This window comes from Enterobacter sp. LM3, from assembly GCF_046622475.1.
Taxonomy (GTDB): domain Bacteria; phylum Pseudomonadota; class Gammaproteobacteria; order Enterobacterales; family Enterobacteriaceae; genus Enterobacter; species Enterobacter cloacae_P.
In genome coordinates this window covers 39570-63888 of record NZ_JBJURN010000008.1, presented here as the reverse complement: position 1 = coordinate 63888, position 24319 = coordinate 39570, and the positions used below count along the sequence as shown (strand labels likewise).

Sequence of the window (24319 nt, the reverse complement as noted above, 5' to 3'; positions counted from 1 at the left end):
GGCTATGAAAACAACAATGCTTACCATGCTTATCGCCGCCACGCTGGCAATGAGCGCACCTGCCGCGCTGGCGGCTGTCCCGAAAGATATGCTGGTGATCGGTAAAGCGGCCGATCCGCAAACGCTCGACCCGGCGGTCACTATCGACAACAACGACTGGACGGTGACCTATCCCGCCTATCAACGTCTGGTGAAATACAAACCGGGCACGACTGAAGTGGAAGGCGATCTGTCAACAGGCTGGAAGGCATCCGATGACCAGAAAGAGTGGACCTTCACTCTGACGGACAAGGCAAAATTCTCCGACGGTTCGCCGGTCACCGCGGAGGCGGTCAAACTTTCGTTCGAGCGTCTGCTGAAAATCAGCCAGGGGCCGTCGGAAGCGTTTCCGAAAGATCTCAAAATAGATGCGGTTGATGACCACACGGTGAAATTCACCCTCAGCCAGCCGTTTGCCCCGTTCCTCTATACGCTGGCAAACGACGGAGCCTCGATAATCAACCCCGCGGTATTGAAAGCCAATGCCGCCGATGATGCGCGTGGTTATCTGGCGCAAAACACCGCGGGTTCCGGCCCGTTTATGTTGAAAAGCTGGCAGAAAGGTCAGCAACTGGTACTGGTACCTAACCCGCACTGGCCGGGCGATAAACCACACTTTAAGCGCGTCTCGGTGAAGATCATTGGTGAAAGTGCTTCGCGTCGCCTGCAGCTTTCCCGGGGCGATCTGGACATTGCCGACTCCCTGCCAGTGGATCAGCTTTCAGCCCTGAAACAGGAAGGTAAAGTGGCCGTGGCGGAATACCCATCCCTGCGCGTGACCTACCTGTATCTCAACAACAGCAAAGCGCCAATGAACCAGGTGGATTTGCGCCGGGCGGTTTCCTGGGCGACGGATTATCAGGGGATGGTGAACGGTATTCTCAGCGGCAACGGCAAACAGATGCGTGGCCCAATTCCTGACGGTATGTGGGGCTTTGATGCCACCGCCATGCAGTACAGCTTCGACGAAACCAAAGCCAAAGCGGCGCTGGAGAACGTAAAAGACAAACCCGCCAGCCTGACGTTCCTCTACTCCGATAACGATCCGAACTGGGAGCCGATCGCCCTTTCTACCCAGGCGAGCCTCGGTAAACTGGGGATCAGCGTCAAACTGGAGAAACTGGCTAACGCCACCATGCGTGACCGCGTAGGCAAAGGCGATTACGACATTGCCATCGGCAACTGGAGCCCGGATTTCGCCGACCCGTACATGTTCATGAACTACTGGTTCGAGTCAGACAAAAAAGGTCTGCCGGGCAACCGTTCGTTCTATGACAACAAAGAGGTCGACGCCCTGCTGCAGGCCGCCCTGAGAACCACCGACCAGGCAGAACGCACCAAAGACTACCAACAGGCCCAGAAGATTGTGATCGACGAGGCGGCCTACGTTTATCTGTTCCAGAAGAACTACCAGCTGGCGATGAACAAAGAGGTCAAAGGCTTCACCTTTAATCCGATGCTCGAGCAGGTGTTCAATATCGCCACCATGAGCAAGTAACGGTTCTCGCCGGGAGAAAGTGTATGACGTTCTGGAGCATTGTGCGCCAGCGCTGCTGGGGGTTACTCCTGGTGGTGGCCGGTGTCTGTATCATTACTTTTATTATTTCACACATGATCCCCGGCGATCCGGCCCGTCTGCTGGCCGGTGACCGTGCCAGCGACGAAATTGTACAAAGCATTCGCCAGCAACTGGGGCTGGATCAGCCGCTGTATATCCAGTTTGGTCGCTATGTGGATGCCCTCGCACACGGTGATTTGGGCACCTCCATCCGTACCGGACGACCGGTGGCGGAAGATTTGAAAGCCTTTTTCCCCGCCACACTGGAGCTGGCATTTTGCTCTCTGCTGCTGGCGCTGGTGATTGGTGTACCGTTGGGGATCTTATCGGCGGTGTACCGTAACCGCTGGCTGGATCACCTGGTGCGGCTGATGGCGATGACCGGGATCTCCACCCCCGCATTCTGGCTGGGGCTGGGGGTGATTGTGCTGTTCTACGGCCATCTGCAAATTCTGCCAGGCGGCGGTCGGCTGGACGACTGGCTCGACCCGCCTGCACACATCACCGGTTTTTATCTGATAGATGCCCTGCTGGAAGGTAACGGCGAGGTCTTTTTTAACGCCCTGCAACACCTGATTTTACCCTCGCTGACGCTGGCGTTTGTCCACCTGGGGATTGTGGCACGCCAGGTGCGCTCTGCCATGCTGGAACAGCTCAGCGAGGATTACATCCGTACCGCCCGCGCCAGTGGTTTGCCTGGCTGGTACATCGTTCTGTGCTACGCGTTACCGAATGCAATGATCCCATCAATTACCGTACTGGGACTGGCACTGGGGGATCTGCTCTACGGTGCCGTGCTCACCGAAACCGTCTTTGCCTGGCCGGGTATGGGCGCGTGGGTAGTGACCTCCATTCAGGCGCTCGATTTCCCTGCGGTAATGGGCTTCGCCGTGGTGGTCTCGCTGGCTTATGTGTTAGTCAATCTGGTGGTTGATCTGCTCTATCTGTGGATTGACCCGAGAATCGGGCGCGGAGGTGCCGAATGATGTTGACTCAGGAAACGCCCGTCCCCGTTAAAACCACCAAACCGCGCATCGACTGGGCAAAGCTGTTCTGGATGCTGCGTAAAAGCCCGCTCACGCTGATTGGTGGCGTGATTATGATCCTGATGCTGTTACTGATGGTCACGTCGCCGTGGATTGTGCCGCATGACCCAAATGCCCTGGATCTGACCGCCCGGCTGCAGGCTCCGTCGGCACTACACTGGTTTGGTACCGACGAAGTAGGACGCGATTTGTTCAGCCGCGTGCTGGTGGGGAGCCAACAGTCCATCACTGCCGGGCTGGCGGTAGTTGCTATCGCGGGGGGCATTGGCTCGCTGCTGGGGTGCTTGTCCGGCGTGCTGGGTGGACGCGGTGACGCCATCATTATGCGTGTAATGGATATCATGCTCTCTATCCCCTCGCTGGTGCTGACAATGGCGCTGGCGGCGGCACTTGGCCCGAGCCTGTTTAACGCCATGCTGGCGATTGCGATTGTGCGTATTCCGTTTTACGTGCGCCTGGCCCGCGGGCAAACGCTGATCGTCCGTCAGTTTACCTATGTACAGGCCGCCCGTACCTTTGGTGCATCGCGCTGGCATTTGATCAGCTGGCATATCCTGCGCAACGCGCTGCCGCCGTTGATTGTGCAGGCCTCGCTGGACATCGGTAGTGCCATTCTGATGGCCGCCACGCTGGGGTTTATCGGCCTGGGGGCGCAACAGCCCACCGCCGAATGGGGGGCAATGGTGGCCGTGGGCCGTAACTATGTGCTCGATCAGTGGTGGTATTGCGCCTTTCCGGGGGCGGCGATCCTGATCACTGCCGTCGGTTTTAATCTGTTTGGTGATGGCATCCGCGACCTGCTTGATCCGAAATCGGGAGGGAAACCGTCATGAGTGGAACCGTATTATCCATTGAAGATTTGCACCTGAGCTTCCCGGTTTTTCGTGGTGAAGTCCATGCGCTCAACAACGTCTCACTGGAGATCGCCCGGGGCGAAATTGTCGGTGTGGTTGGCGAATCCGGCTCGGGAAAATCGGTCACAGCGATGCTGGCAATGCGTCTGTTACCGGAAGGCAGCTACCGGGTTCATCACGGGCAGGTGAAATTGCTCGGCGAAGATGTGCTGAATGCGTCAGAAAAACAGCTTCGCCAGTGGCGCGGCGCAAAAGTGGCGATGATTTTTCAGGAACCGATGACGGCACTGAACCCAACGCGACGAATTGGCAAACAGATGGTTGAAGTGATCCGCCAGCATCAGCCACTCACCCGCAGCGAGGCGCAGCAAAAAGCGATTACCCTGCTGGAAGAGATGCAAATTCCGGATGCAACGGAGGTGATGGATCGCTATCCGTTCGAACTTTCCGGCGGCATGCGCCAGCGGGTCATGATCGCCCTGGCCTTCTCCTGCGAGCCGGAGCTTATCATCGCCGACGAACCGACAACCGCCCTGGATGTGACAGTGCAACTTCAGGTACTGCGATTATTGAAACATAAAGCACGTGCCAGCGGCACGTCTGTGCTGTTTATCAGCCATGATATGGCCGTGGTCTCACAGCTCTGCGACCGGATGTACGTCATGTACGCGGGCAGTGTGATCGAAAGCGGCACCACGCAGACGCTGATCCAGCATCCCGTTCATCCTTATTCCATCGGTCTGCTGCAGTGCGCACCGGAAAACGGCGAACCACGCGAAATGCTACCGGCGATCCCCGGTACGGTACCCAATCTCAGCCAGTTGCCACGTGGGTGTGCTTTTCGCGAGCGCTGTTTCGCCGCTGGGGCGAAATGTGGTGAAACACCGCGCTTAATGCCCAATGGTGCAGAAGGCCAGCGGGCTGCCTGCTGGTACCCGCAACAGGAGAAACACCATGTCTGATGTCTTGCTGGAACTGGATAGTGTACACGTGAACTTCCCTGCGCGTAAAAACTGGCTGGGCCGCGTAACGGAGCAGGTACATGCGCTCAACGGAATGGATTTGCAGATCCGCCGGGGCGAAACGCTGGGCATTGTGGGGGAATCTGGCTGCGGAAAAAGCACCCTGGCACAGCTGCTGATGGGAATGCTCAAACCGAGCACCGGGGCATGCCAGCGGACAAACTCCGCAGGCGGTATGCAGATGGTGTTTCAGGATCCGCTCTCCTCGCTCGACCCGCGTCTGCCCGTCTGGCGCATCATCACCGAGCCGGTGTGGGTGCAAAAACGCAGCAGTGAACGTGAACGTCGTCAGCTGGCGGAAGACCTGGCGCAGCAGGTGGGCATTCGACCGGAGTACCTTGACCGCCTGCCACATGCCTTTTCCGGCGGACAGCGTCAGCGTATCGCCATTGCCCGGGCGCTCTCGTCCGACCCGGACATCATCGTGCTGGATGAGCCGACCAGCGCGCTGGATATCTCCGTGCAGGCGCAGATCCTGAATTTACTGGTGAAACTGCAACAACAGCGCAACCTGACCTATGTCCTGATCTCTCATAACGTTTCGGTCGTCCGGCACATGAGCGATCGCGTGGCGGTAATGTATCTGGGGCAGATTGTGGAGCTGGGAACCGCCGCGCAGGTACTGGTCAGGCCCCGCCATCCTTATACCCGGTTACTGCTTGATTCCGTCCCCAGAACCGGCGAACCGCTGGATGAGGGGCTGGCATTGCGCAAAACAGAACTTCCCGGCAACCGTCACCTGCCCGTCGGGTGTTATTTCCGTGACCGTTGTCCGCTGGCAACCCAGGGGTGCGAACGCCCACAGACACTACAACCGTCAACCGAAGGCCGAACGGTACGCTGCTGGCGTAATGTCTAATGTAAGCAGATCGCCGCCAGGGCGGCGATCTCACACCTCAAATTTGCGCCATCCCGCCATCAACAAACAGCTCGGTAGCATTGATAAAACTCGCGGCATCCGAAGCCAGAAACGCGACCGCTTTACCCACTTCCCCCGGCGCACCTAAACGACCCAGTGGTACCTGTGCAGCCAGAGCATCATACAACCCCTGACGATGTTCTTCCGCCACCAGGTCGCCAAGCCCCGGCGTTTTGACCGGACCCGGGCTAACGACGTTGACGCGAATGCCACGGCCCTGCAAATCCAGCGCCCAGGAACGGGCAAAGTTGCGCACGGCGGCTTTACTGGCACTGTACACGCTAAAGTTCGCCGTCCCCTTAATGGAAACCGTCGATCCGGTCAGGATAATGGACGACCCGGTTGATAACAGAGGCAGCGCTTTTTGTACCGTGAACAGCACGCCGCGGACATTGGTACCAAAAATACGGTCAAACTGCTCTTCGGTGATTGCGCCCAGCGGCAGCATGTCACCACCACCCGCATTGGCGAACAGAATATCAAGACGCCCTTCTTCTTGTGCTATCTGGGCATAGATCCGATCCAGATCGGAGAGTTTAGCAACATCCGCACGAATACCTACCGCCGCCGAGCCAATTTCCGCCACCGCCGCGTCCAGCTCCGCCTGACGACGCCCGGTGATGTATACCTTCGCACCCTGTGCCGCCAGCTCCTGCGCCGTGGCAAGACCAATACCTGTGCTACCCCCCGTGACCAGTGCGATTTTGCCTGAGAAAGTCGTGTTCATGTCATTCACCTTCTGTTACGTGATTTAAGATGCAAGCGAACTGTCGCTTGCGTTGAACAGACTTTATCCCTTGCGGGATTAGCGAAAAATGGGCAAAAATGAAAATGACTATTTACACATAGAAATAATCAGAGGGGAAAAGCGTGGATCAGTTAATGGCGATGCGCGCGTTTACACGCGTAGTGGAATCCGGGAGTTTTACCCGGGCAGCAGATTCCCTGAACATGCCGATAGCCACCCTGAGCAAACTGGTGAAATCGCTTGAAATTCATCTGGAGATAAGGCTATTACACCGAACCACCCGCCGCGTGGTCACGACGACGGAGGGCGCGGAATACTATGAAAAAGCGCTGCGCGTGCTGATTGACATCGAGGAAATTGATACCTCGTTTCGCGTATCGCGCAGTACACCAAAAGGTCATTTGCGCGTTGATGTTGGTGGCTCAACCGCCCGTGATGTGTTGATCCCTCTGCTCCCGGACTTTATGCAGCGTTATCCGGATATCCGCATTGATCTCGGCGTGGCCGACCGCCCCGTTGATTTGATCAGCGGTAATGTGGACTGCGTGATCCGTGGAGGTCCCCTTGATGACTCAACCCTTATTGCCCGACACATTGGTGACGCCGAAATGGTCACCTGTGCAACACTGGAATATCTGAAAAATCACGGCGTTCCGGCTTATCCACAGGAGCTACGCAACGGTCATAAGCTCGTTAGCTACCTTTCACCTGTGACAGGACGCGCTTTTCCTTTTCGCTTCAGAGAAAATGGCGAAGAACAGGAGATCCGTGTACCACACTATCTTGGCGTGAACGAAAGTAATGCCCACCTGGCTGCGGCGGTGGCGGGGTTAGGCATTATTCAGACGTTTGGTTACTCAATCCAGCACCACTTAACCGCAGGAACATTGGTTGAGATCCTTCATGACTGGCGTCCGAAGGCATACCCTTTTCATGTGGTCTATCCGCAGAACCGGCACCTGACGCATCGCCTGAGGGTGTTTATTGCATGGCTTGGAGAGGTATTCCCTGCCGGGCTTACACCCGGCGCTTGATGAGAGTCGCCCCTCATGGATCCGCCAGGTTACGGGCCAGTTCGTCAAGAAATACGCGCAGCGCGGCGGGCTGATATTCACGGGATTGATAAATACCATAAATAGCAAGGGACTTAGGTCTTAACGTCGTCAGCACGGGCACCAGTTCCCCTCGTTCAAGTGCAGTCTGTGCTTCCCGTTCCGGGAGCATGGCTATCCCGCAGTGATTCACCGCCGCCTCCATCAATAACGACGAGATACTGGCGCTGAGATTGCCACTCACGGCCACGCTCAGGTTCTCGCCCTCCGGCGTCAGGAAATGCCAGGACTGTCCGGCAAAAAAGCTGTAATGCAGGCAATTATGTTGCGCCAGATCGTCAGCACTGTCGGGGATACCGTGCGTTGCCAGATACGCAGGTGAGGCACACAAAACGGAGCGGCACTCCCCCAGCCTGCGGGCAATCATGCCGGGTTCCGGGTTATCGGTGATGCGAATCGCCACATCAATACGCTCGCCCACCAGGCTTACCGGATGGTTATTCACATCCAGCTCTACACGCAACTGCGGGTATCTGGAAAGCAGACCGGGCAGCACCGGGGCAATCATATGCATGGCAGTAAAATGCGCGCAGGCCACCCGCAGCGTGCCGGAGGGTAAATCTTTCGCCGACTGATCTTCAATTTCCTGCGAGATTTGTGAAAGCGTGCGTGTTTTTTGCAGCACTTTTTCCCCTGCGGCGGTCAGCGTCAGCTTGCGCGTCGAGCGGTTGACCAGCCGCGTCCCCGCCCACTTTTCCATTTGTTCCAGATAGCGACTGACCATTGGACGGGAGATCCCCAGCGCACGCGCGGCGGCACTCAAACTCCCCAGCTCACAAATACGGTTGTAGACCTGAGCGGCAATAACGCGATCCATATAAAGCTCCATTTGCTCGATTTATGAAACAAAGCATGTCTTGTTTCAGGAATTCTGGCAAATGAAGAGATCGGTACAATAGAGACTTTCCTGAAGAACAGAGACAACAGAATGAAAATCACCCGCCTTGCAGTGCTGTGTACCCTTTTTACCCCAGCCGTTTTTGCTGCACCGTTAACCATTGATACCTATAACCCACAGGAGAAAGGCATTTTTGCTGTCTCTTCCACGCTGGTTTCCGGGCCGAAAGAAGCCGTTCTGTTTGACGCGCAGTTCAGCGTAAAGGATGGTGAAGCGCTGGTGGAAAAAATCCGCCACAGCGGTAAAACGCTGAATAAGATTGTGATCACCTCCGGCGATCCAGATTTTTATTTTGGCCTGCAGCCACTGGTCAAAGCGTTCCCGAATGCCAAAGTCGTGGCCACTCAGCCGGTGGTTGACCACATCAAGGCCACCAAAGACGCCAAACTCGCATTCTGGGGACCGCAGATGAAAGACGGTGCGCCAACGGAGCTGGTTGTGCCGCAGGTTCTGGCCTCCACAACGTTCATGGTTGATGGCGAGAAAATTGATATCGAACAGGCGAACAGCTACGCCGCATACGTGTGGATCCCGTCGGCAAAAACAATCCTCGGCGGCACCGGCGTCTCCTGGGGTATTCACGTCTGGACGGCGGATACCCAGACCCAGGCAAGCCGCAAGCAGTGGCAGCAAACGCTGGATGACATGGCAGCCCACCAGCCAGAGCGCGTGATCCCGGGCCATTATCTCGGTACACCTCCGGCAGGAACCGGCGCTATCGACTTTACCCGCCAGTATCTGCAGCAGTTCGAACACGCGCTGGCTGAACATAAAGATTCTGCAGGGGTGATCGCCAGCATGAAAAAACAGTGGCCTAACCTTGCTGAAGCCAGCTCGCTGGAGCTGAGCGCCAAAGTGAATACCGGTGAAATGAAATGGTAAGCTGAAAACCTGCTACGCTTGATGGGCAACCTAAGGGGTTACATTTCGTTCACGAAAGTGAACTTGTCCTTAAAACTATCAACAGGATTGAGGAGTTAACATGAAATCGAACCGTCAGGCACGCCATATTCTGGGGCTGAACTACAAGCTTTCAAACCAGCGCAAAGTGGTGATTGAGGGCGACATCGAAACGCAGGTCACCCACGCTACCGGCAGAAAACGCCACGCAGGCAAGTAAGTTCCAGTAAAAGATCTGCAACACCATCGGCAAAACCGATGGTGTTTTTTTTATGTGTTGCGGTAATTAACATTTAGCTCCTTTATAATACCTCCCGACCGAACCCCGCAGCACAGGCCAGAAAGATGACAAACAGCAGTGTCAGGGACGGATCTTCAAAAAAAGAGTGAGTGACATGGACAACAAACTGAAAAAACATCGTTCCTTATATATCCCGTATGCCGGGCCGGTTTTACTTGAATTCCCCCTGCTGAACAAAGGCAGTGCCTTTAGCATGGAAGAGCGCAGCAGCTTTAACCTGCTTGGCCTGCTGCCAGAAGTGGTTGAAACCATCGAAGAACAGGCAGAACGAGCCTGGATCCAGTATCAGGGTTTCAAAACTGAAATCGATAAGCACATCTACCTGCGTAACATCCAGGACACCAACGAAACCCTCTTCTACCGCCTGGTGCAAAACCATCTCGAAGAGATGATGCCGGTGATCTACACCCCGACGGTCGGTGCGGCCTGTGAGCGTTTCTCTGAGATTTATCGTCGTTCCCGTGGCGTGTTCATCTCTTATCAGAACCGTCACAACATGGACGATATTCTGCAGAACGTGCCAAATCACAACATTAAAGTGATCGTGGTGACTGACGGCGAACGTATTCTGGGTCTCGGTGACCAGGGCATTGGCGGGATGGGGATCCCCATCGGTAAGCTTTCCCTCTACACCGCCTGCGGCGGTATCAGCCCGGCGTACACCCTGCCAGTGGTACTGGATGTTGGCACGAACAACCAACAGTTGCTGAACGATCCGCTGTACATGGGCTGGCGTCATCCGCGTATTACCGACGACGAGTACTATCAGTTTGTCGACGATTTCATTCAGGCCGTGAAACAGCGCTGGCCAGACGTGTTGCTGCAGTTTGAAGACTTTGCGCAGAAGAACGCGATGCCGCTGCTGAACCGCTATCGCGATGAGATCTGCTCGTTCAATGACGATATCCAGGGCACTGCAGCCGTGACGGTCGGTACGCTGATCGCTGCCAGCCGTGCGGCAGGTAGCCAGTTGAGCTACCAAAAAATCGTCTTCCTCGGTGCAGGCTCTGCGGGTTGCGGTATTGCCGAGCAGATTATTGCCCAGACGCAGCGCGAAGGCCTGAGCGAAGAACTGGCCCGCTCCCGCGTCTTTATGGTTGACCGTTTCGGTCTGTTGACCGACGGCATGCCAAATCTGCTGCCGTTCCAGACTAAGCTGGTGCAAAAGCGCGACAACCTGAAAAACTGGGATACCGACAACGAGGTGCTCTCCCTGCTGGACGTGGTGCGCAACGTGAAGCCGGATATTCTGATCGGCGTTTCCGGGCAGACCGGTCTCTTCACCGAAGAGATTATTCGCGAAATGCACAAGCACTGCGAACGCCCTATCGTGATGCCGCTGTCTAACCCAACCTCCCGCGTGGAAGCCACGCCGCAGGACATCATCGCCTGGACCGAAGGTAACGCGCTGGTTGCCACCGGCAGTCCGTTTGATCCGGTGGTGTGGAAAGACAAGACCTACCCCATTGCCCAGTGCAACAACTCCTATATCTTCCCGGGTATTGGACTGGGTGTTATCGCTTCCGGGGCGTCACGCATTACCGACGAAATGCTGATGTCCGCGAGTGAAACGCTGGCGAAATACTCTCCGTTGGTTAACAACGGTGAAGGTCTGGTATTGCCGGAGCTGAAGGACATCCACAAAGTGTCTCGCGCTATTGCGTTTGCAGTAGGCAAGATGGCGCAACAGCAAGGTGTGGCAATCAAAACCTCTGCCGATGCATTGCAGCAAGCCATTGATGATAACTTCTGGATGCCGGAATACCGCAGCTATCGTCGTACCTCGATTTAACTACGGTTACGGACGGCCCTCTCTCCGGGTTCCCCACAAATTACAGATTGGCACAGAATACCCCCTCTCCCTTGAGGGAGAGGGCTGGGGTGAGGGGGAACATAAGGCAGCGGTGGTCATTCCGTTCACTTTATGTTGATTGCTGCTCTGTAACGACGACACAGGTGAACGTGCCAGGGCGGTTCACCGCCACCGCCCTGGCAACCCGGGCTCCCGGCAAGAAAATCGCCGCTGCGCTATGGCTTGCATAAGAATTGCAAATGTCGCCATTTGTGGGGGCATCTTACGTCCGTGAATGAGTCGATCATCAACACGGCAATGAACCCTGTTTACCATCAATATATCCTTATTTATGTAGATTAATCTCTCTTGAAACGTTCAAACATTTCAATAATTAGAATATAGACATCCAATTTAATGTTCGTGACAGAGTTCAATAAGTAAATTATCAGAATGAGTGATATTTGTTGAGGGAATGATACTTTTTAGGATAAAAACAAGCCCACCAAGGGCTTGTTTTTATTATTTTAGAGATATTTTCAATATATTCATAGGTTAATATGATGAATAATTTTCATTAAAGCCAAACCCACAACTATAAGAATTGCTCCAATTATTGCAAGATAATGCTCTATTAAGAATGGTCTAATAAGATGTTTGGGTAATCCACGGATAAATTCTTTATCAACATCTGGCATGTGAATTGAATTCTTATTACTTAAGATTGGCATCATTATAAATTGTCTTTTTACTGCATATCCATAATTAAAATATAGTATATTCAACATGTTTTTATCAGAGTCTTTGAAAAGCGTAATAGCCTCTGGCAAACTACCGTGTTTTTCTTTATATAAAATACAAATTTCGTCATATCTTTTCCGATTCAATGCAGATAAGATAAAACTACAACAAATAAGAAAAAAGCCTAGTAAACTGAAGGTGATAAATATCAAATCGCTTACTTTAATCATCGTTTGTGATCTCATAAAGTCGTTTGCCTAATTTTTCTCCATCAGAGGATAAAACCGCCTCACTCCCCCAACCTATACCCCCTGCAACACCAATAGTACAGAGTAAAGCCCCTGCACCTCCAGCTTCAAACGTAGCTGCACCTAACACAAGGGAGCATATTGCTCCTGATGCCCCTCTTTCTACTATTTGTTCAGCTATGTATCCTCCAGCCAGGCTACCGGAAAATTCCCCAATAGATGTAAAGGCAGTTTTAGCACAATCTTTGCCCAGGGCACAGGCTTCTGTAATTTTCGATGCTGTATCTAATGCAGCCAGGCCAACGCCAATCTTCCCGGCAGTTTCCATTAACTTGACATACTTCGCCAGCTTCTCGATGTGAGTCGCATAACCTTCGATATCGCTTACCCCTGTTTCATTCCAGCGATGGGTAATTGCATGGGTTGAGAGTCCAAGTGATTTTTTGAGGTCGGTATATTCATTGAACATGAAACGGTGCTTTGAGAACATTTTAAGGACGCTATCAAGCTGACCAAGCAACTGACGGCGCTCAACGTAAAACTGCTCACTGATCAACGCGCCGCTGGTGATGTAGTGGTTTTGATAGGATTTCTCGATACTGACAAGGATATTTTCAACCTGCTGGAAATATCCCTTTGCTGCTTCTGTGACCTGTCCTGAGTACCCGTAAATTTCGCTGGTTTTACTGGCAGCGGCTGCAAACATTTCAATGGTATCTTTATTTTTAAACAGAAATCGCGCTTGCTGATGTGAAAGCGGGGCCAGGGCTGTATCAATTCGTTCCTTCGCAGCTTGCAAGTGCGCTATTTGTTTCTCGTCCTGCTTCTCCGGGTCAACAATGAGCAGGATAGAACCGGCTTTATACTGTTTATCTTCACCGTTCAATGAAAGATACAGTTCGCGCACGCCATTTGGTGGATTTAGAAACAGATAGGGGTCATATGCTCGGGTGTGGCTTCCATATGGGAGTATACAATACCCGGCATCTACTGATTCGCGCTGTTCTTTCTCTTTCATTGGCACAGGGGAAATTGGTTTTGGAGGTGTGGCTGCTGGTGGCTGAGGAGAGAAAGTTGGTTCTGACGTCGGTTTTGGTGCTATCGGGGTTGGTATGGACGATTGAAGTCTTTGAGGTCTGGATACAGGCTCATCACCATAGGACATCGAATAATCAGAGGGGATAAATTCACATTTACAATCACAACTTCCCCGACTATGCAAAGTACCTGCTGCTGCTACACCATCTATAGAATAGAACGGAATTCCGCCCAAAATGGTATGAACTTGTTTATCAACTCCACATATGTATTTATCTCCATTTCTGGCTGTACGTTGCCCTGATAATGAATGTCCCGCATAACCTGTAATGATTGAGCCACCACATGTTGTTTGACAGCCCACAGTCAAAAAATATCCTCTCGCCATGATATCATCCTTAATTAACAGTATTATTTAAATTTGACATTCTCCATGTATTCAATTCCCGTTAGCTGAGCCGCTAATAATTAAGTGCCATTTTAACTGTAAGATAATATACATTTTACATAAGAGAATTGAGGGGTGGATCACATTTATTGCGTGGGGAAAAGTAACGAAAAATTAAATTATCATCACCAGGAATTATATGTTGCATATCATTCTTGGTGATGATGATTACTGTTGAATAACTGATTTAGAACTTCATTAACTCATGTGGTTTATTTTCCCATTTAAAAAGCGCTTATTTTTTGCAAAACCAGTATTTCACAAGGACACTGCCCCCCGCAGAAAAAGATTAGCTGTATGAAAACAGCTACATCGGGATGAAAAAACATTCTGAGTTTCTTTCAACAGAAAAGCCAGTTCATCAAAACTAAGAAATCGTTCGCCTATATATGCTTCATCTTCTGAAATCTCTAACACCGGAATTGAAATCAACGTGTTTATACTTAAATTATCTCACTCTTTGTTCAATTTTTTTGACTTCCTCCCCTGTGGGAGAGGGTTGGAGTGAGGGCACCAGACTGCACCGTCTGGCCTTCTCCCTCTGGCTAAATCCTCTTTCCCCCGCTACACTCCTTTCATCCATTAACCCACTGAATATATAAGGAGGCCAATTATGCTGTACTGTGAAATTTTCAATGTTTCACATACACTTGGTGATCGCACCTGCTCAGGCGTTATCGATATCGTGCTGCGATAACTTCGGCTTGAGCGAAGACACCAACCCCTGAAATCCCTTCTCTCGGGCTTACTGAGTTATCGTCAGCGATGTTTGACGAGGCATAAACATGCCTGTAACTCCTGGGTAAGCAATAATGAGCACTTTACTCACTGCACAATCTTTACGTGTTGATACGGCGTTTGGCACGCTCTTCGACGCCCTCTCCTTTACGCTGAAAAAAGGCGACCGCATTGGTCTGCTGGGTGATAACGGCTGCGGTAAAAGTACGCTGTTAAAGATCCTGGACGGCACAAACTCGCCTGCTGCCGGAACGGTGGCGCTGGCCGGGCACTGCCTGATGGCGCGCGTTGAGCAACATCTGCCGGACACCATTTATCCACTGACCATGCTCGATGCCGTGCTGGCACAACTGCCCTCTGCTGAACGTGACAGCCTGCGCTGGAAAGCAGAAACACTGTTGGCGAGTATGGGCTTCACGCCGCAGGATATGGCTCTGCATTCCGCCACGCTCAGCGGCGGCCAGCACACGCGTCTGCTGCTGGCGAGGGCGCTTATTAGCGATCCCGATCTGCTCCTGCTTGATGAGCCGAGCAACCACCTCGATTTGCCAACGATGCTCTGGCTGGAACAGTTTTTACAGAACTGGTCTGGCAGCTTTGTGCTGGTCTCGCACGACAGACAACTGCTGGACGCCGTCACTAACGGTAGCTGGATCCTGCGCGATAAGACGCTGCACTACTTTGCGCTTCCCTGCTCGGCGGCGCGCAAGGCGCTGGTCGCAAAAGACGAAAGCGATGCGCAACGCCATAAGGCTGAACAAAAGGAAATCGACCGCATCACGACCAGCGCCAAACGGCTGGCAACCTGGGGCAAGGTCTACGACAACGAAGATCTGGCCCGCAAAGCCAAACAGATGGAAAAACAGGTCGAGCGGCTGAAAGAGAACCAGACGGAAGTCACCGTAGGCAGTCAGTGGACATTAACCCTGCGGGGCGACGCGCTGCGGGCCGACCGTCTGCTGGAGATGGAACGTCTCGGTGTTCCGCCCGCTCCTGGGCTACCGGATCTGTTTAATGTCGACATTGCCAGGCTGAAAAGTGGCGATCGGGTGGCGATCGTCGGGCGTAACGGCTGCGGTAAATCGTCGTTGATGAAACTTATCTGGCGACATTTTACCGATGCGCTAACGGACGCCAGGCTGAAAATCCATCCGCGTGTCTCGCCAGGTTATTACGATCAGACGCTGAACCAGCTGCCGGACGATACCTCGCTGTTTGATGCACTGGAGCCTTTTGCACCCGATCCGCAGAATCGCAAGATGGCGCTGATCGGTGCCGGGTTCCCGTGGGCGCGTCACGGACAAAAGGTCAACACGCTCAGCGGCGGCGAGCGTTCTCGCCTGCTGTTTGTTGGGCTGACGCTTGCCCGTTATAGCCTGCTGATGCTGGATGAACCGACCAACCATCTGGATATGGAGGGCAAAGAAGCGCTGGCCGACACTCTGCAACAGTTTGAAGGTGGTGTGCTGCTGGTCAGCCACGATCGTCAGTTGATTAGCCAAAGCTGTAACCGCTTCTGGTTGATTGAGGATGGCATGCTGAGCGAGTGGCATGATGCCGAAGCCGTATTCGAAAGGCTGCGTGAAAGTGCAGGCCTGACATACCAGGCTGAGTCATCACCGCCGGTGGAAAACGCCCCGGCACTGTCGGACGATCTGCTTGAACGGCTGATTGCACTGGAAACGCTGCTTGCGGAGGATGTCGCGCGTAAGCCGAAACATCAAAAGCCGCAGCTGCAGGCGCAATGGCGTAAAGAGATTGAGGCAATAGAAGCACAGCTTTAACGTCTGCGCCCGGCGGCAGTCTCCGCCGGGCCAGATCAGGCTAGCGCACGCGCGTTGGCCTGACGTTTTCTGGCGCTCAAATGGCCGTAAATCAACAGCGAAGTCATGGCGGAGAAAGACAAAATGGCCGCCGGTAACGTGATATAACTCCAGCTATATCCGAGCGTAATCATCATCCCGCCAAAATACGCGCCAATCGCACTGCCCAGATTAAACGCCATCTGTCCCCCGGCAGCTCCCAGCATCTCGCCCCCTTTGGCATTTTGCAGTAGCAAAATTTGCAGCGGTGCGGAGAGTGCAAACAGCCCGGCGCAGCAGATAAACCCCATCACCAGTGAGGCGGTTTTCTGTTCGCCAAAGGCGAAAAGCGACAACAGTGAGGCCACAATCACCAGATCGGTCGTTGCCGCAATGCGCAGTGGGCTAAAACGGCCAGACAATTTGCCGCTCAGCAGGTTACCCAGCACCATCCCGAGGCCCATCAGCATCATAATGACGGTCATCACCCCTTCGGAGAAACCAGAGACGTTAACCATAAACGGCTTAACGAAACTGAACCACGCAAACACACCGGCATTGCCAAACATGGTGGCGGCGAAAATCAGCCAGGGTTCCGGTTTCGTCAGAAAATGGAACTGCTCGGTCAATTTGGTTTCTGATTTATCGTGAATTTTCGGCACCCACATCAGCACCGAAAAGATCACCAGCGCATCAAATATGGCAATCAGCATAAAGGTATAGCGCCAGTTGAACTCATGCCCCAGCCACGTCCCCAGCGGAACACCCACCAGATTGGCTACGGTCATACCGGCAATCATGCCCGCAACGGCGACCGTTACCTTACCCGGCGGTGCAATTTTGGAAAGAATGATCGCCCCGACGCCAAAAATGGCTCCGTGCGGAAAACCCGAAATCAAACGTCCTGTTGCCAGCCAGAGATACGATGATGAGAAGGTAAAAATCGCATTTCCGACCGCGCACATGGCCACCAGGAACAGCAGCGTCGATTTTAGTGAGAACTTACTGGAAAACAGCGCCACAACCGGCGCACCTATTACGACACCGAAGGCGTAAAACGAAATCATATTCCCGGCGGAGGGAATTGAAATCCCGGTATCATGCGCCAGTTCCGTCAACACACCCATAATGCCAAATTCAGCCATCCCCAGGCCAAATGTGCCAAGTGCCAACGAAAAAATTGTCTTTTTCATACAACAACCACTTGTTAAACGTTCGCAACAGCCATTATTGAATAATCTTGTATGGTGAGCCAGTTCAAATCGCCTCTCTGACACGTTAATCCATTAATACAGATAGATTACACTTCAAATACAGCTCCTTCCCCGCGGCAGGACAACAAGAGGATGACAATTATGGTCAGTAAGAAGAAAGCCAGTGTCGTTGCTGATGTCGTTAAAAATGCCCCCCTGAAAACAAAAGTGTATGAGCAAGAGTTGCGCCGTCTTCATGTTGAACTGGTTAAGCTTCAGCAGTGGGTGGTCGCTAAAGGTTTGAAAGTGTGTATTGTGTTCGAAGGGCGTGACGGAGCCGGTAAAGGCGGAACCATCAAAGCGATAACCGAGCGTGTCAGCCCGCGCGTATTTCGCGTTGTGGCACTCCCCGCGCCCACCGAGAAAGAGAAAACCCAGCTCTATTTCCAGCGCTACGTTCCCCACCTGCCTGCAGCGGGAGAGATCGTCATTTTCGACCGCAGCTGGTACAACCGTGCAGGCGTCGAGCGGGTCATGGGATTCTGTACCCCGGAGCAGGTAGAAAAATTTCTCGACGGTACGCCTGTTATGGAGAAAGCAATGGTCGATGCGGGGATCATCCTGGTGAAGTACTGGCTTGAGGTCACGCCGAAAGAGCAGGAACGCCGACTGCGCGATCGTATCAACGACGGACGCAAAATCTGGAAACTGTCCCCGATGGACATTAAGTCTTTCAACATGTGGGACGAATATACCGTGGCACGAGACGCGATGTTTTCCGCCACTGACACCGCATGGGCACCGTGGTTTGTGGCGCGCTCGGAAGATAAAAAACGTGTGCGGCTGAATATTATCTCTCACCTGCTCACGCAGATCCCCTATAAAGCGATGCACGTTGAGCCCGTTGAATTACCGAAGCGAAAAATTGGCAAGGTAAAACCTACAAAATATCCGTTCCGCTATGTTGACGAGCGGTTCTGATATGGCCGGGAGTCTGCTGTATTGACGCGTTAATGGCCCACGCAAGCGAAGCGCCGTCGGTCAACGCCGACGGCGCAGGGCTTACTTTATACCTTCCGTACTGTCTTGTTTCGCTTCAAGACGTTCAACATCACGGTACCAGCGTGGATGGTGTTTCTGCGCCCAGCGGCGGCTCACCTTTCCTTCAATCATCCCTTTAATCGATCCTTTCACCCAGAACGCCATATACATATGGATCAGGATGGCGTGGATCAGAATAATGGCCGACGTCGCGTGGATCAGCAGCGCATAACGAATCACCTGAATCGGGAAATAGTGCGCAAAGTACGGACGCCAGATAATCACCCCGGTCACCAGCAGCACAAAAATCATGCTCATGATGCTCCAGAACATCATCTTCTGCCCGGCGTTGTATTTGCCCACTTTCGCAACGTTATGTTCGTTCCCTTTCAGGACTTCGACGATGCCTTTGACCCACGGAATATCCTGCTTATCCGGGATGTTGTGGTGCACGAAGCGCACAAACATAAACATCAGCACCACGAAAATCAGTACACCGAAGAACGGGTGCAGAATTCGTCCCATTTGCGGCGTACCAAACGTTTCAGTCAGCCACTGCAGCGTCGGGAAGAAGAACGAAATCCCCGAAACCGCCACCAGAAAGAAGCAGATCACCACCGTCCAGTGACAGGCGCGGTCGATAAACTTCGTGCGCACAATCATCTTCGACTTACTCATGATGCTCCTCCTCGTCGTCATCTACCTCTTTGTTTGGCCCGATACCGATGTAGTGATAAATCAACCCGGCAAAGGTGGCGATAAAGCCCGCCGCAGAGAGCGGTTTAAGCGCCCCTTTCCACAGGTTGATCGAGGTATCGATCGCCGGATCTTTCGGCAGATTGTGGTACAACTCCGGCTGGTCGTTATGGTGCAGTACATACATCACGTGCGTACCGCCCACGCCCTGCGGGTTATAAATGCCTGCATTTTCGTAACCGCGTGCTTTCAGTTTATCCACGCGCTGCTGCGCCACCTCCAGCATCTCCCTTTTGGTGCCGAAGTGAATGGCCCCGGTCGGACAGGTCTTCACACAGGCAGGCTCCTGTCCCACGCTGACGCGATCCACACACAGGGTGCATTTGTATACCCGGTTATCCTCTTTATTGAGTCGCGGAATGTTAAACGGACAGCCCGCGATGCAGTAGCCGCAGCCAATACAGTTGTCCTGCTGAAAATCGACAATCCCGTTGGCGTACTGAATAATTGCCCCGGCAGACGGACATGCCTTGAGGCAACCCGGGTCTTCACAGTGCATACAGCCGTCTTTGCGGATCAGCCATTCCAGCTTGCCGTTCTGGTCGGTTTCGCTAAAGCGCATCACCGTCCAGGATTTGGCGCTCAGATCCGCCGGGTTATCGTAAACCCCCACGCAGTGCCCCACGTCGTCGCGGATGTCATTCCACTCAGAACAGGCCACCTGGCAGGCCTTGCAGCCCACGCAGGAAGAGACATCGATTAGCTTTGCGACTTCAGCCTTGTCATCCCGCACACGAGGTGCGGGCGTGATCGGATTGGTCGCGGAGCGCTTAATAATGTCTTGTGTTTCCATCGCCATTTATTCGCTCCTTACGCTTTCTCGATGTTGACCAGAAACGCTTTATACTCCGGCGTCTGCGAGTTGGAATCGCCGACGTTTGGCGTCAGGGTATTGGCGATGTAGCCTTTCTGCGCCACACCTTCAAAGCCCCAGTGCAGCGGAATACCCACCGTTTCCACCTGCTGACCATGAACGTTCAGCGACTGCAGACGGCGGGTCACTACCGCAACCGCGCGAATAAAGCCGCGCTTGCTGCTGACCTTCACGCGGTCGCCGTTAGCAATCCCTTTCGCTTTCGCCAGCGTTTCGCTGATTTCCACAAACTGTTCCGGCTGGGCGATGGCGTTAAGCCGCGCGTGCTTGGTCCAGGTGTGGAAATGCTCGGTCAGGCGATAGGTCGTCCCCACATACGGGAACTTATCCTTCTTGCCTAAACGCAGCACGTCGTCCTCGTAGATACGCACCACCGGGCTGGAGATCACGTTCGGGTGCAGCGGGTTAGTGCCCAGTGGCGTTTCCATCGGTTCGTAGTGTTCCGGGAATGGCCCTTCCGCCAGCTTATCGAGAGCAAACAGACGCCCCAGCCCTTCCGGCTGCATGATAAACGGCCCGGTCGCACTGCCCGGCGCGGCGGTGTTGAAGTCCGGGATATCGTTACCCGCCCACTTCGACCCGTTCCACTGGATCAACATGCGTTTCGGATCCCACGGCTTACCGTTGATATCCGCTGAGGCGCGGTTGTACAGCACGCGGCGGTTCAGCGGCCACGCCCATGCCCAGCCCAGCGTATTGCCCAGACCTGACGGGTCAGCGTTGTCGCGGTTGGCCATCTGGTTACCCTGCTCCGTCCAGCTACCGGCGTAGATCCAGCAGGAAGACGCCGTCGTACCGTCATCGCGCAGCAGCGCGAAGCTGCTCAGCAACTGGCCTTTTTTCGCCACAAGGTTACCGCTGGCATCATAGAGATCCGCCAGCGCCACGCCGTTGTTCTCTTTGGCCACCTCTTCGGACTCCGGGTGATCAGGCTGTTTGTAGTCCCAGCTCATCTTCAGCAGTGGTTCAGCACCTTTGCCGCCTTCGGTGCGGTACATCTCGCGCAGACAATGGTAAATCCCGGCCAGGATCTCGCCGTCGTTACGCGCTTCACCCGGTGCATCCTGACCTTTCCAGTGCCACTGCAGCCAACGGCCAGAGTTAGCAATAGAACCGTCTTCTTCGGCAAAACAGGTCGACGGCAGACGGAACACTTCGGTCTGAATCGATGCCGGATCGACATCGTTTGATTCACCGTGGTTCTGCCAGAACGTGGAGGTTTCAGTCACCAGCGGGTCGATAACCACCATGTACTTCAGCTGACTCAGGCTGCGCACCACCTTGTTTTTGTCCGGGAACGAGGCCACCGGGTTAAAGCCCTGGCAGATATAGCCCGTGACGTTACCCTTATCCATCATGTTGAAATACTTGATGACGTCGTAAGACTGATCCCATTTTGGCAACCACTCAAAGCCCCAGTCGTTCTCTTTGCGCGCATCATCGCCGTAGAAAGATTTCATCAGGCTGACGGCGAACTTCGGATAGTTACTCCAGTAGTTCACCTGATCGGCCAGCGTGGCTTTTGGCGTATTCGCCGTGAGCCAGGTCTGGAAATCAGTCTGTTTTTCTGACGGCAGCGTCAGATAACCCGGCAAACTGGTGGAAAGCAGCCCCAGATCGGTCAATCCCTGGATGTTGGAGTGACCACGCAGCGCATTCACGCCACCACCCGCCATACCCATGTTGCCAAGCAGTAACTGGATCATCGCCATCGTACGGATGTTCTGCGCGCCCACGGTGTGCTGCGTCCAGCCCAGCGCATACAGGAACGTGGTGGTTCTGTCCGCCGCACTGGTGGAAGCCAGCACTTCACACACTTTGAGGAAGTCCGCTTTCGGCGTACCGCAGATGTTCTCCACCACATCCGGCGTGTAGCGGGAAACGTGCTGTTTCAGCAGGTTCCACACGCAGCGCGGATCGGTCAGGGTTTCATCGCGTTTCGCATAGCCGTTCTCATCGAACTGATAGTTCCAGGACGATTTATCGTACTGACGTTTTTGTGCGTCATAACCGCTGAACAGACCGTCATCGAAGGCAAAGTCATCCCGCACCAGCAGATTCGCGTTGGTGTAGTGTTTAACGTATTCCGCGTTAATTTTGTTATTTTCGATCAGGTACAACAACACGCCAGACAGGAACGTTATGTCCGTACCGGAGCGGATTGGTGCATAGATATCGGCCACCGATGCCGTACGCGTAAAGCGCGGATCGACGACGATAAGCGTCGCATCGTTGTTGTTTTTCGCTTCCATCGCCCAGCGGAATCCCACCGGATGTGCTTCAGCGGCGTTGCCGCCCATCACCATCACGACGTTGGCATTTTTGATATCAACCCAGTGGTTGGTCATCGCACCGCGACCAAATGTTGGAGCAAGACTTGCTACCGTTGGTCCGTGTCAGACGCGTGCCTGGTTGTCTACCGCCAGCATGCCGAGTGAGCGCACAAATTTTTGCGTCAGCATGCCGGTTTCATTACTTGCCGCAGAGGCACAGAGCATCCCGGTGGAAAGCCAGCGGTTAACCGTCACGCCCTGGGCGTTCTTCTCCATAAAGTTGGCATCGCGGTCGGCCTTCATCAGTTTGGCTATCCGGGAGAACGCGTCGTCCCAGGAGATTCGCTGCCACTTGTCAGAACCTGGCGCACGGTATTCCGGGTAACGCAGACGGTTTTCACTGTGGACGTAGTCCAGCAAACCGGCTCCTTTCGGGCATAACGCCCCACGGCTCACCGGATGATCCGGATCCCCTTCGATATGATAAATCGCTTCTCTGGCGTTCTTCGCGCCATCGCCCAGGCTATACATTAAAAGCCCACAACCTACGGAGCAGTATGTGCAGGTGTTACGGATCTCTTTGGCTCGCAGCAGTTTATAGTTGCGCGCCTGAGCCAGCGCCATTTTGGGAGCAAATCCCAGCATCGCGGCTGTGGTTCCGGCCATACCGCCCGCGCAGATTTTAAAAAATTGTCTGCGGCTGACGTCCATTGTTGTCCTCGTTATCTGATAAGACTTCGCGCCGCAAACTAACAGCAAAGCCCCTGATTTTTTTGCGTCAAATCAAGGTCGCCAGTCTTCGCCCCCTTAATAGTCACCCCTGGTGAATTTAAATACCCCTTTATGATTAAGCGGTTAACGGAATAATTCGCGATACATGGCGGATTAATGCTATACATTTTCCCTTTGATATTGATGGTGATGGCAAGGTAATGGACAGAAAAAGAGCAACGCTCATTGGTCTGGCAGCAATCCTGTTATGGAGCACAATGGTTGGACTCATTCGCAGCGTGAGTGAGGGACTGGGGCCAGTGGGCGGCGCGGCGATGATATACACCCTGAGCGGGTTATTGTGTCTGGTAACGGTTGGTTTTCCTGATATTCGACGTTTCTCTCCACGTTATCTTATTGCGGGTAGCGTCTTGTTTGTCACCTACGAAATTTGCCTTGCGCTGTCACTCGGATATGCCGCAACGCGTTCTCAGGCCATTGAGGTCGGGATGGTTAATTATCTGTGGCCTAGCCTGACCATTGTGTTTGCGATTTTGTTCAACGGTCAAAAATCAACCCTGTGGGTGATCCCCGGATTAGCTATCTCGCTACTTGGGGTGGGCTGGGTATTAGGGGGGGAGAACGGGCTCCACGTGGATGAAATAGTCCGCAACGTTATCTCTAATCCGCTCAGTTATGCGCTGGCGTTTGCCGGTGCATTTATCTGGGCGGCCTACTGCACCGTGACCAGCAAATTTGCCAAAGGGCAAAACGGTATCACCCTCTTTGTTTTGCTTACGGCGCTCAGTCTGTGGGTGAAATACGCGGTGAGCGATCAACCTGAAATGGTGTTCAGTATCCCGGTGGTTGTGAAGTTATTCATGTGTGGTGTGGCACTGGGGTTTGGCTATGCCTCGTGGAATATCGGTATTCTCCACGGCAACGTTACTGTACTGGCTGCTGTTTCTTATTTTACCCCGGTATTATCGGCCGCGCTGGCGAGTGTATTACTGAGCGCCCCACTGTCATTCGCCTTCTGGCAAGGTGCTCTGATGGTCTGCGCCGGGTCACTGCTGTGCTGGTTTGCCACGCGAAAATAACCCGTGCCGGGCGTGTTTCTGCCCGGCAAAAACTAACCTAAATTTAAAGTGTGATCGGGCGTCAGAATATTTATCAGGACGATGGAGGACGCCGGAAAATTTTGTTTATATTCCCTTGTCACGTAAATTCTGAAATGCATTAATTGACATAAATTGACAACGGAATG

The 24319-nt window shown here is 53.5% G+C and carries 20 protein-coding genes; 12 read left to right on the top strand and 8 right to left on the bottom strand.

Features of this window, described 5'->3' with window-relative positions:
* Nucleotides 1–4: 4 nt before the first annotated feature.
* From ACJ9N4_RS11210 to ACJ9N4_RS11190, 5 genes are read left to right on the top strand one after another with little or no spacing between them, the layout of a single operon-like run.
* Nucleotides 5–1537, top strand: coding sequence for an ABC transporter substrate-binding protein (locus tag ACJ9N4_RS11210; RefSeq protein WP_411500486.1), 1533 nt, complete (start codon nt 5–7; stop codon nt 1535–1537).
* 23 nt (nt 1538–1560) lie between these two features.
* Nucleotides 1561–2583, top strand: coding sequence for an ABC transporter permease (locus ACJ9N4_RS11205; RefSeq protein ID WP_182271470.1), 1023 nt, complete (start codon nt 1561–1563; stop codon nt 2581–2583).
* Nucleotides 2580–3476 carry a D,D-dipeptide ABC transporter permease gene (gene ddpC, locus ACJ9N4_RS11200; RefSeq protein ID WP_182271471.1) on the top strand — a complete coding sequence of 299 codons (897 nt, stop codon included), beginning with the start codon at nt 2580–2582 and terminating at the stop codon, nt 3474–3476. Before ACJ9N4_RS11205 ends, ddpC begins: the two co-directional genes overlap by 4 nt.
* Nucleotides 3473–4459 (top strand): ABC transporter ATP-binding protein, encoded by a 987-nt coding sequence (locus tag ACJ9N4_RS11195; RefSeq protein WP_182271472.1) that lies wholly within the window; start codon nt 3473–3475, stop codon nt 4457–4459. Before ddpC ends, ACJ9N4_RS11195 begins: the two co-directional genes overlap by 4 nt.
* Nucleotides 4452–5378 carry an ABC transporter ATP-binding protein gene (locus ACJ9N4_RS11190; protein WP_196391335.1) on the top strand — a complete coding sequence of 309 codons (927 nt, stop codon included), beginning with the start codon at nt 4452–4454 and terminating at the stop codon, nt 5376–5378. Before ACJ9N4_RS11195 ends, ACJ9N4_RS11190 begins: the two co-directional genes overlap by 8 nt.
* A 37-nt stretch (nt 5379–5415) precedes the next feature.
* On the opposite strand, the gene ACJ9N4_RS11185 is transcribed toward ACJ9N4_RS11190, so the two are convergent.
* Nucleotides 5416–6165 carry an SDR family NAD(P)-dependent oxidoreductase gene (locus ACJ9N4_RS11185; RefSeq protein ID WP_182271474.1) on the bottom strand — a complete coding sequence of 250 codons (750 nt, stop codon included), beginning with the start codon at nt 6163–6165 and terminating at the stop codon, nt 5416–5418.
* Between the two features lie 143 nt (nt 6166–6308).
* Between ACJ9N4_RS11185 and ACJ9N4_RS11180 the strand changes: the two genes are divergently transcribed.
* Complete coding sequence (locus tag ACJ9N4_RS11180) at nt 6309–7220, top strand: LysR family transcriptional regulator (protein WP_411500485.1); 912 nt, start codon at nt 6309–6311, stop codon at nt 7218–7220.
* A 13-nt stretch (nt 7221–7233) separates the two neighbouring features.
* Here ACJ9N4_RS11180 and ACJ9N4_RS11175 read toward each other — a convergent pair whose 3' ends face one another.
* Nucleotides 7234–8115 carry a LysR family transcriptional regulator gene (locus ACJ9N4_RS11175; RefSeq protein WP_182918428.1) on the bottom strand — a complete coding sequence of 294 codons (882 nt, stop codon included), beginning with the start codon at nt 8113–8115 and terminating at the stop codon, nt 7234–7236.
* A gap of 111 nt (nt 8116–8226) precedes the next feature.
* Here ACJ9N4_RS11175 and ACJ9N4_RS11170 point away from each other — a divergent pair, with 111 nt between their 5' ends.
* The 3 genes from ACJ9N4_RS11170 to ACJ9N4_RS11160 all read left to right on the top strand — a co-directional run bounded on the left by ACJ9N4_RS11170 (nt 8227) and on the right by ACJ9N4_RS11160 (nt 11189).
* Nucleotides 8227–9078 (top strand): Vmh family MBL fold metallo-hydrolase, encoded by an 852-nt coding sequence (locus tag ACJ9N4_RS11170; protein WP_182271477.1) that lies wholly within the window; start codon nt 8227–8229, stop codon nt 9076–9078.
* Between the two features lie 100 nt (nt 9079–9178).
* Nucleotides 9179–9316 (top strand): stationary-phase-induced ribosome-associated protein, encoded by a 138-nt coding sequence (gene sra, locus ACJ9N4_RS11165; protein WP_182271478.1) that lies wholly within the window; start codon nt 9179–9181, stop codon nt 9314–9316.
* A 175-nt stretch (nt 9317–9491) separates the two neighbouring features.
* Nucleotides 9492–11189, top strand: a complete 1698-nt coding sequence (locus tag ACJ9N4_RS11160) for an NAD-dependent malic enzyme (protein ID WP_182271479.1) — start codon at nt 9492–9494, stop codon at nt 11187–11189.
* Nucleotides 11190–11737: 548 nt separating this feature from the next.
* Here the strand turns inward: ACJ9N4_RS11160 and ACJ9N4_RS11155 are convergent.
* Nucleotides 11738–12160 carry a hypothetical protein gene (locus tag ACJ9N4_RS11155; RefSeq protein ID WP_182271480.1) on the bottom strand — a complete coding sequence of 141 codons (423 nt, stop codon included), beginning with the start codon at nt 12158–12160 and terminating at the stop codon, nt 11738–11740.
* Nucleotides 12153–13604 carry a PAAR domain-containing protein gene (locus ACJ9N4_RS11150; protein ID WP_182918429.1) on the bottom strand — a complete coding sequence of 484 codons (1452 nt, stop codon included), beginning with the start codon at nt 13602–13604 and terminating at the stop codon, nt 12153–12155. Before ACJ9N4_RS11150 ends, ACJ9N4_RS11155 begins: the two co-directional genes overlap by 8 nt.
* 872 nt (nt 13605–14476) lie before the next feature.
* Here ACJ9N4_RS11150 and ACJ9N4_RS11145 point away from each other — a divergent pair.
* Complete coding sequence (locus ACJ9N4_RS11145) at nt 14477–16186, top strand: ABC-F family ATP-binding cassette domain-containing protein (RefSeq protein ID WP_411500484.1); 1710 nt, start codon at nt 14477–14479, stop codon at nt 16184–16186.
* 35 nt (nt 16187–16221) lie between these two features.
* Here ACJ9N4_RS11145 and araJ read toward each other — a convergent pair whose 3' ends face one another.
* A complete protein-coding gene (araJ, locus tag ACJ9N4_RS11140) occupies nt 16222–17397 on the bottom strand; it encodes an MFS transporter AraJ (protein ID WP_182918431.1) in 1176 nt (391 codons plus the stop codon).
* 162 nt (nt 17398–17559) lie between these two features.
* Here araJ and ppk2 point away from each other — a divergent pair, with 162 nt between their 5' ends.
* Nucleotides 17560–18378, top strand: coding sequence for a polyphosphate kinase 2 (gene ppk2 / locus ACJ9N4_RS11135; RefSeq protein ID WP_182274516.1), 819 nt, complete (start codon nt 17560–17562; stop codon nt 18376–18378).
* 81 nt (nt 18379–18459) lie between these two features.
* On the opposite strand, the gene fdnI is transcribed toward ppk2, so the two are convergent.
* From fdnI to fdnG, 3 genes are read right to left on the bottom strand one after another with little or no spacing between them, the layout of a single operon-like run.
* Nucleotides 18460–19116: a formate dehydrogenase-N subunit gamma gene (gene fdnI, locus ACJ9N4_RS11130; RefSeq protein WP_182271484.1), complete on the bottom strand. Its 657-nt coding sequence runs from the start codon at nt 19114–19116 to the stop codon at nt 18460–18462.
* Entirely contained in the window at nt 19109–19993 is an 885-nt protein-coding gene (gene fdxH, locus ACJ9N4_RS11125) for a formate dehydrogenase subunit beta (protein ID WP_182271485.1), read from the bottom strand. The genes fdnI and fdxH overlap by 8 nt, the downstream gene beginning before the upstream one ends.
* 11 nt (nt 19994–20004) lie before the next feature.
* Complete coding sequence (fdnG, locus tag ACJ9N4_RS11120) at nt 20005–23052, bottom strand: formate dehydrogenase-N subunit alpha (RefSeq protein WP_411500483.1); 3048 nt, start codon at nt 23050–23052, stop codon at nt 20005–20007.
* 221 nt (nt 23053–23273) lie between these two features.
* Between fdnG and yddG the strand changes: the two genes are divergently transcribed.
* A complete protein-coding gene (yddG, locus tag ACJ9N4_RS11115; RefSeq protein ID WP_182271487.1) occupies nt 23274–24152 on the top strand; it encodes an aromatic amino acid DMT transporter YddG in 879 nt (292 codons plus the stop codon).
* Nucleotides 24153–24319 lie beyond the last annotated feature (167 nt).

Excerpts from the sequence above, each read along its gene's own strand:
- fdnI (WP_182271484.1), bottom strand. The coding sequence starts at position 19,116 with ATGAGTAAGTCGAAGATGATTGTGCGCACGAAGTTTATCGACCGCGCC.
- ACJ9N4_RS11210 (WP_411500486.1), top strand. The coding sequence starts at position 5 with ATGAAAACAACAATGCTTACCATGCTTATCGCCGCCACGCTGGCAATG.
- ACJ9N4_RS11150 (WP_182918429.1), bottom strand. The coding sequence starts at position 13,604 with ATGGCGAGAGGATATTTTTTGACTGTGGGCTGTCAAACAACATGTGGT.
- ACJ9N4_RS11205 (WP_182271470.1), top strand. The coding sequence starts at position 1,561 with ATGACGTTCTGGAGCATTGTGCGCCAGCGCTGCTGGGGGTTACTCCTG.
- ddpC (WP_182271471.1), top strand. The coding sequence starts at position 2,580 with ATGATGTTGACTCAGGAAACGCCCGTCCCCGTTAAAACCACCAAACCG.
- ACJ9N4_RS11190 (WP_196391335.1), top strand. The coding sequence starts at position 4,452 with ATGTCTGATGTCTTGCTGGAACTGGATAGTGTACACGTGAACTTCCCT.
- ACJ9N4_RS11170 (WP_182271477.1), top strand. The coding sequence starts at position 8,227 with ATGAAAATCACCCGCCTTGCAGTGCTGTGTACCCTTTTTACCCCAGCC.
- sra (WP_182271478.1), top strand. The coding sequence starts at position 9,179 with ATGAAATCGAACCGTCAGGCACGCCATATTCTGGGGCTGAACTACAAG.
- ACJ9N4_RS11155 (WP_182271480.1), bottom strand. The coding sequence starts at position 12,160 with ATGATTAAAGTAAGCGATTTGATATTTATCACCTTCAGTTTACTAGGC.
- fdxH (WP_182271485.1), bottom strand. The coding sequence starts at position 19,993 with ATGGCGATGGAAACACAAGACATTATTAAGCGCTCCGCGACCAATCCG.
- ACJ9N4_RS11145 (WP_411500484.1), top strand. The coding sequence starts at position 14,477 with ATGAGCACTTTACTCACTGCACAATCTTTACGTGTTGATACGGCGTTT.
- ACJ9N4_RS11175 (WP_182918428.1), bottom strand. The coding sequence starts at position 8,115 with ATGGATCGCGTTATTGCCGCTCAGGTCTACAACCGTATTTGTGAGCTG.
- ACJ9N4_RS11195 (WP_182271472.1), top strand. The coding sequence starts at position 3,473 with ATGAGTGGAACCGTATTATCCATTGAAGATTTGCACCTGAGCTTCCCG.
- ACJ9N4_RS11160 (WP_182271479.1), top strand. The coding sequence starts at position 9,492 with ATGGACAACAAACTGAAAAAACATCGTTCCTTATATATCCCGTATGCC.
- araJ (WP_182918431.1), bottom strand. The coding sequence starts at position 17,397 with ATGAAAAAGACAATTTTTTCGTTGGCACTTGGCACATTTGGCCTGGGG.
- ACJ9N4_RS11185 (WP_182271474.1), bottom strand. The coding sequence starts at position 6,165 with ATGAACACGACTTTCTCAGGCAAAATCGCACTGGTCACGGGGGGTAGC.
- yddG (WP_182271487.1), top strand. The coding sequence starts at position 23,274 with ATGGACAGAAAAAGAGCAACGCTCATTGGTCTGGCAGCAATCCTGTTA.
- ppk2 (WP_182274516.1), top strand. The coding sequence starts at position 17,560 with ATGGTCAGTAAGAAGAAAGCCAGTGTCGTTGCTGATGTCGTTAAAAAT.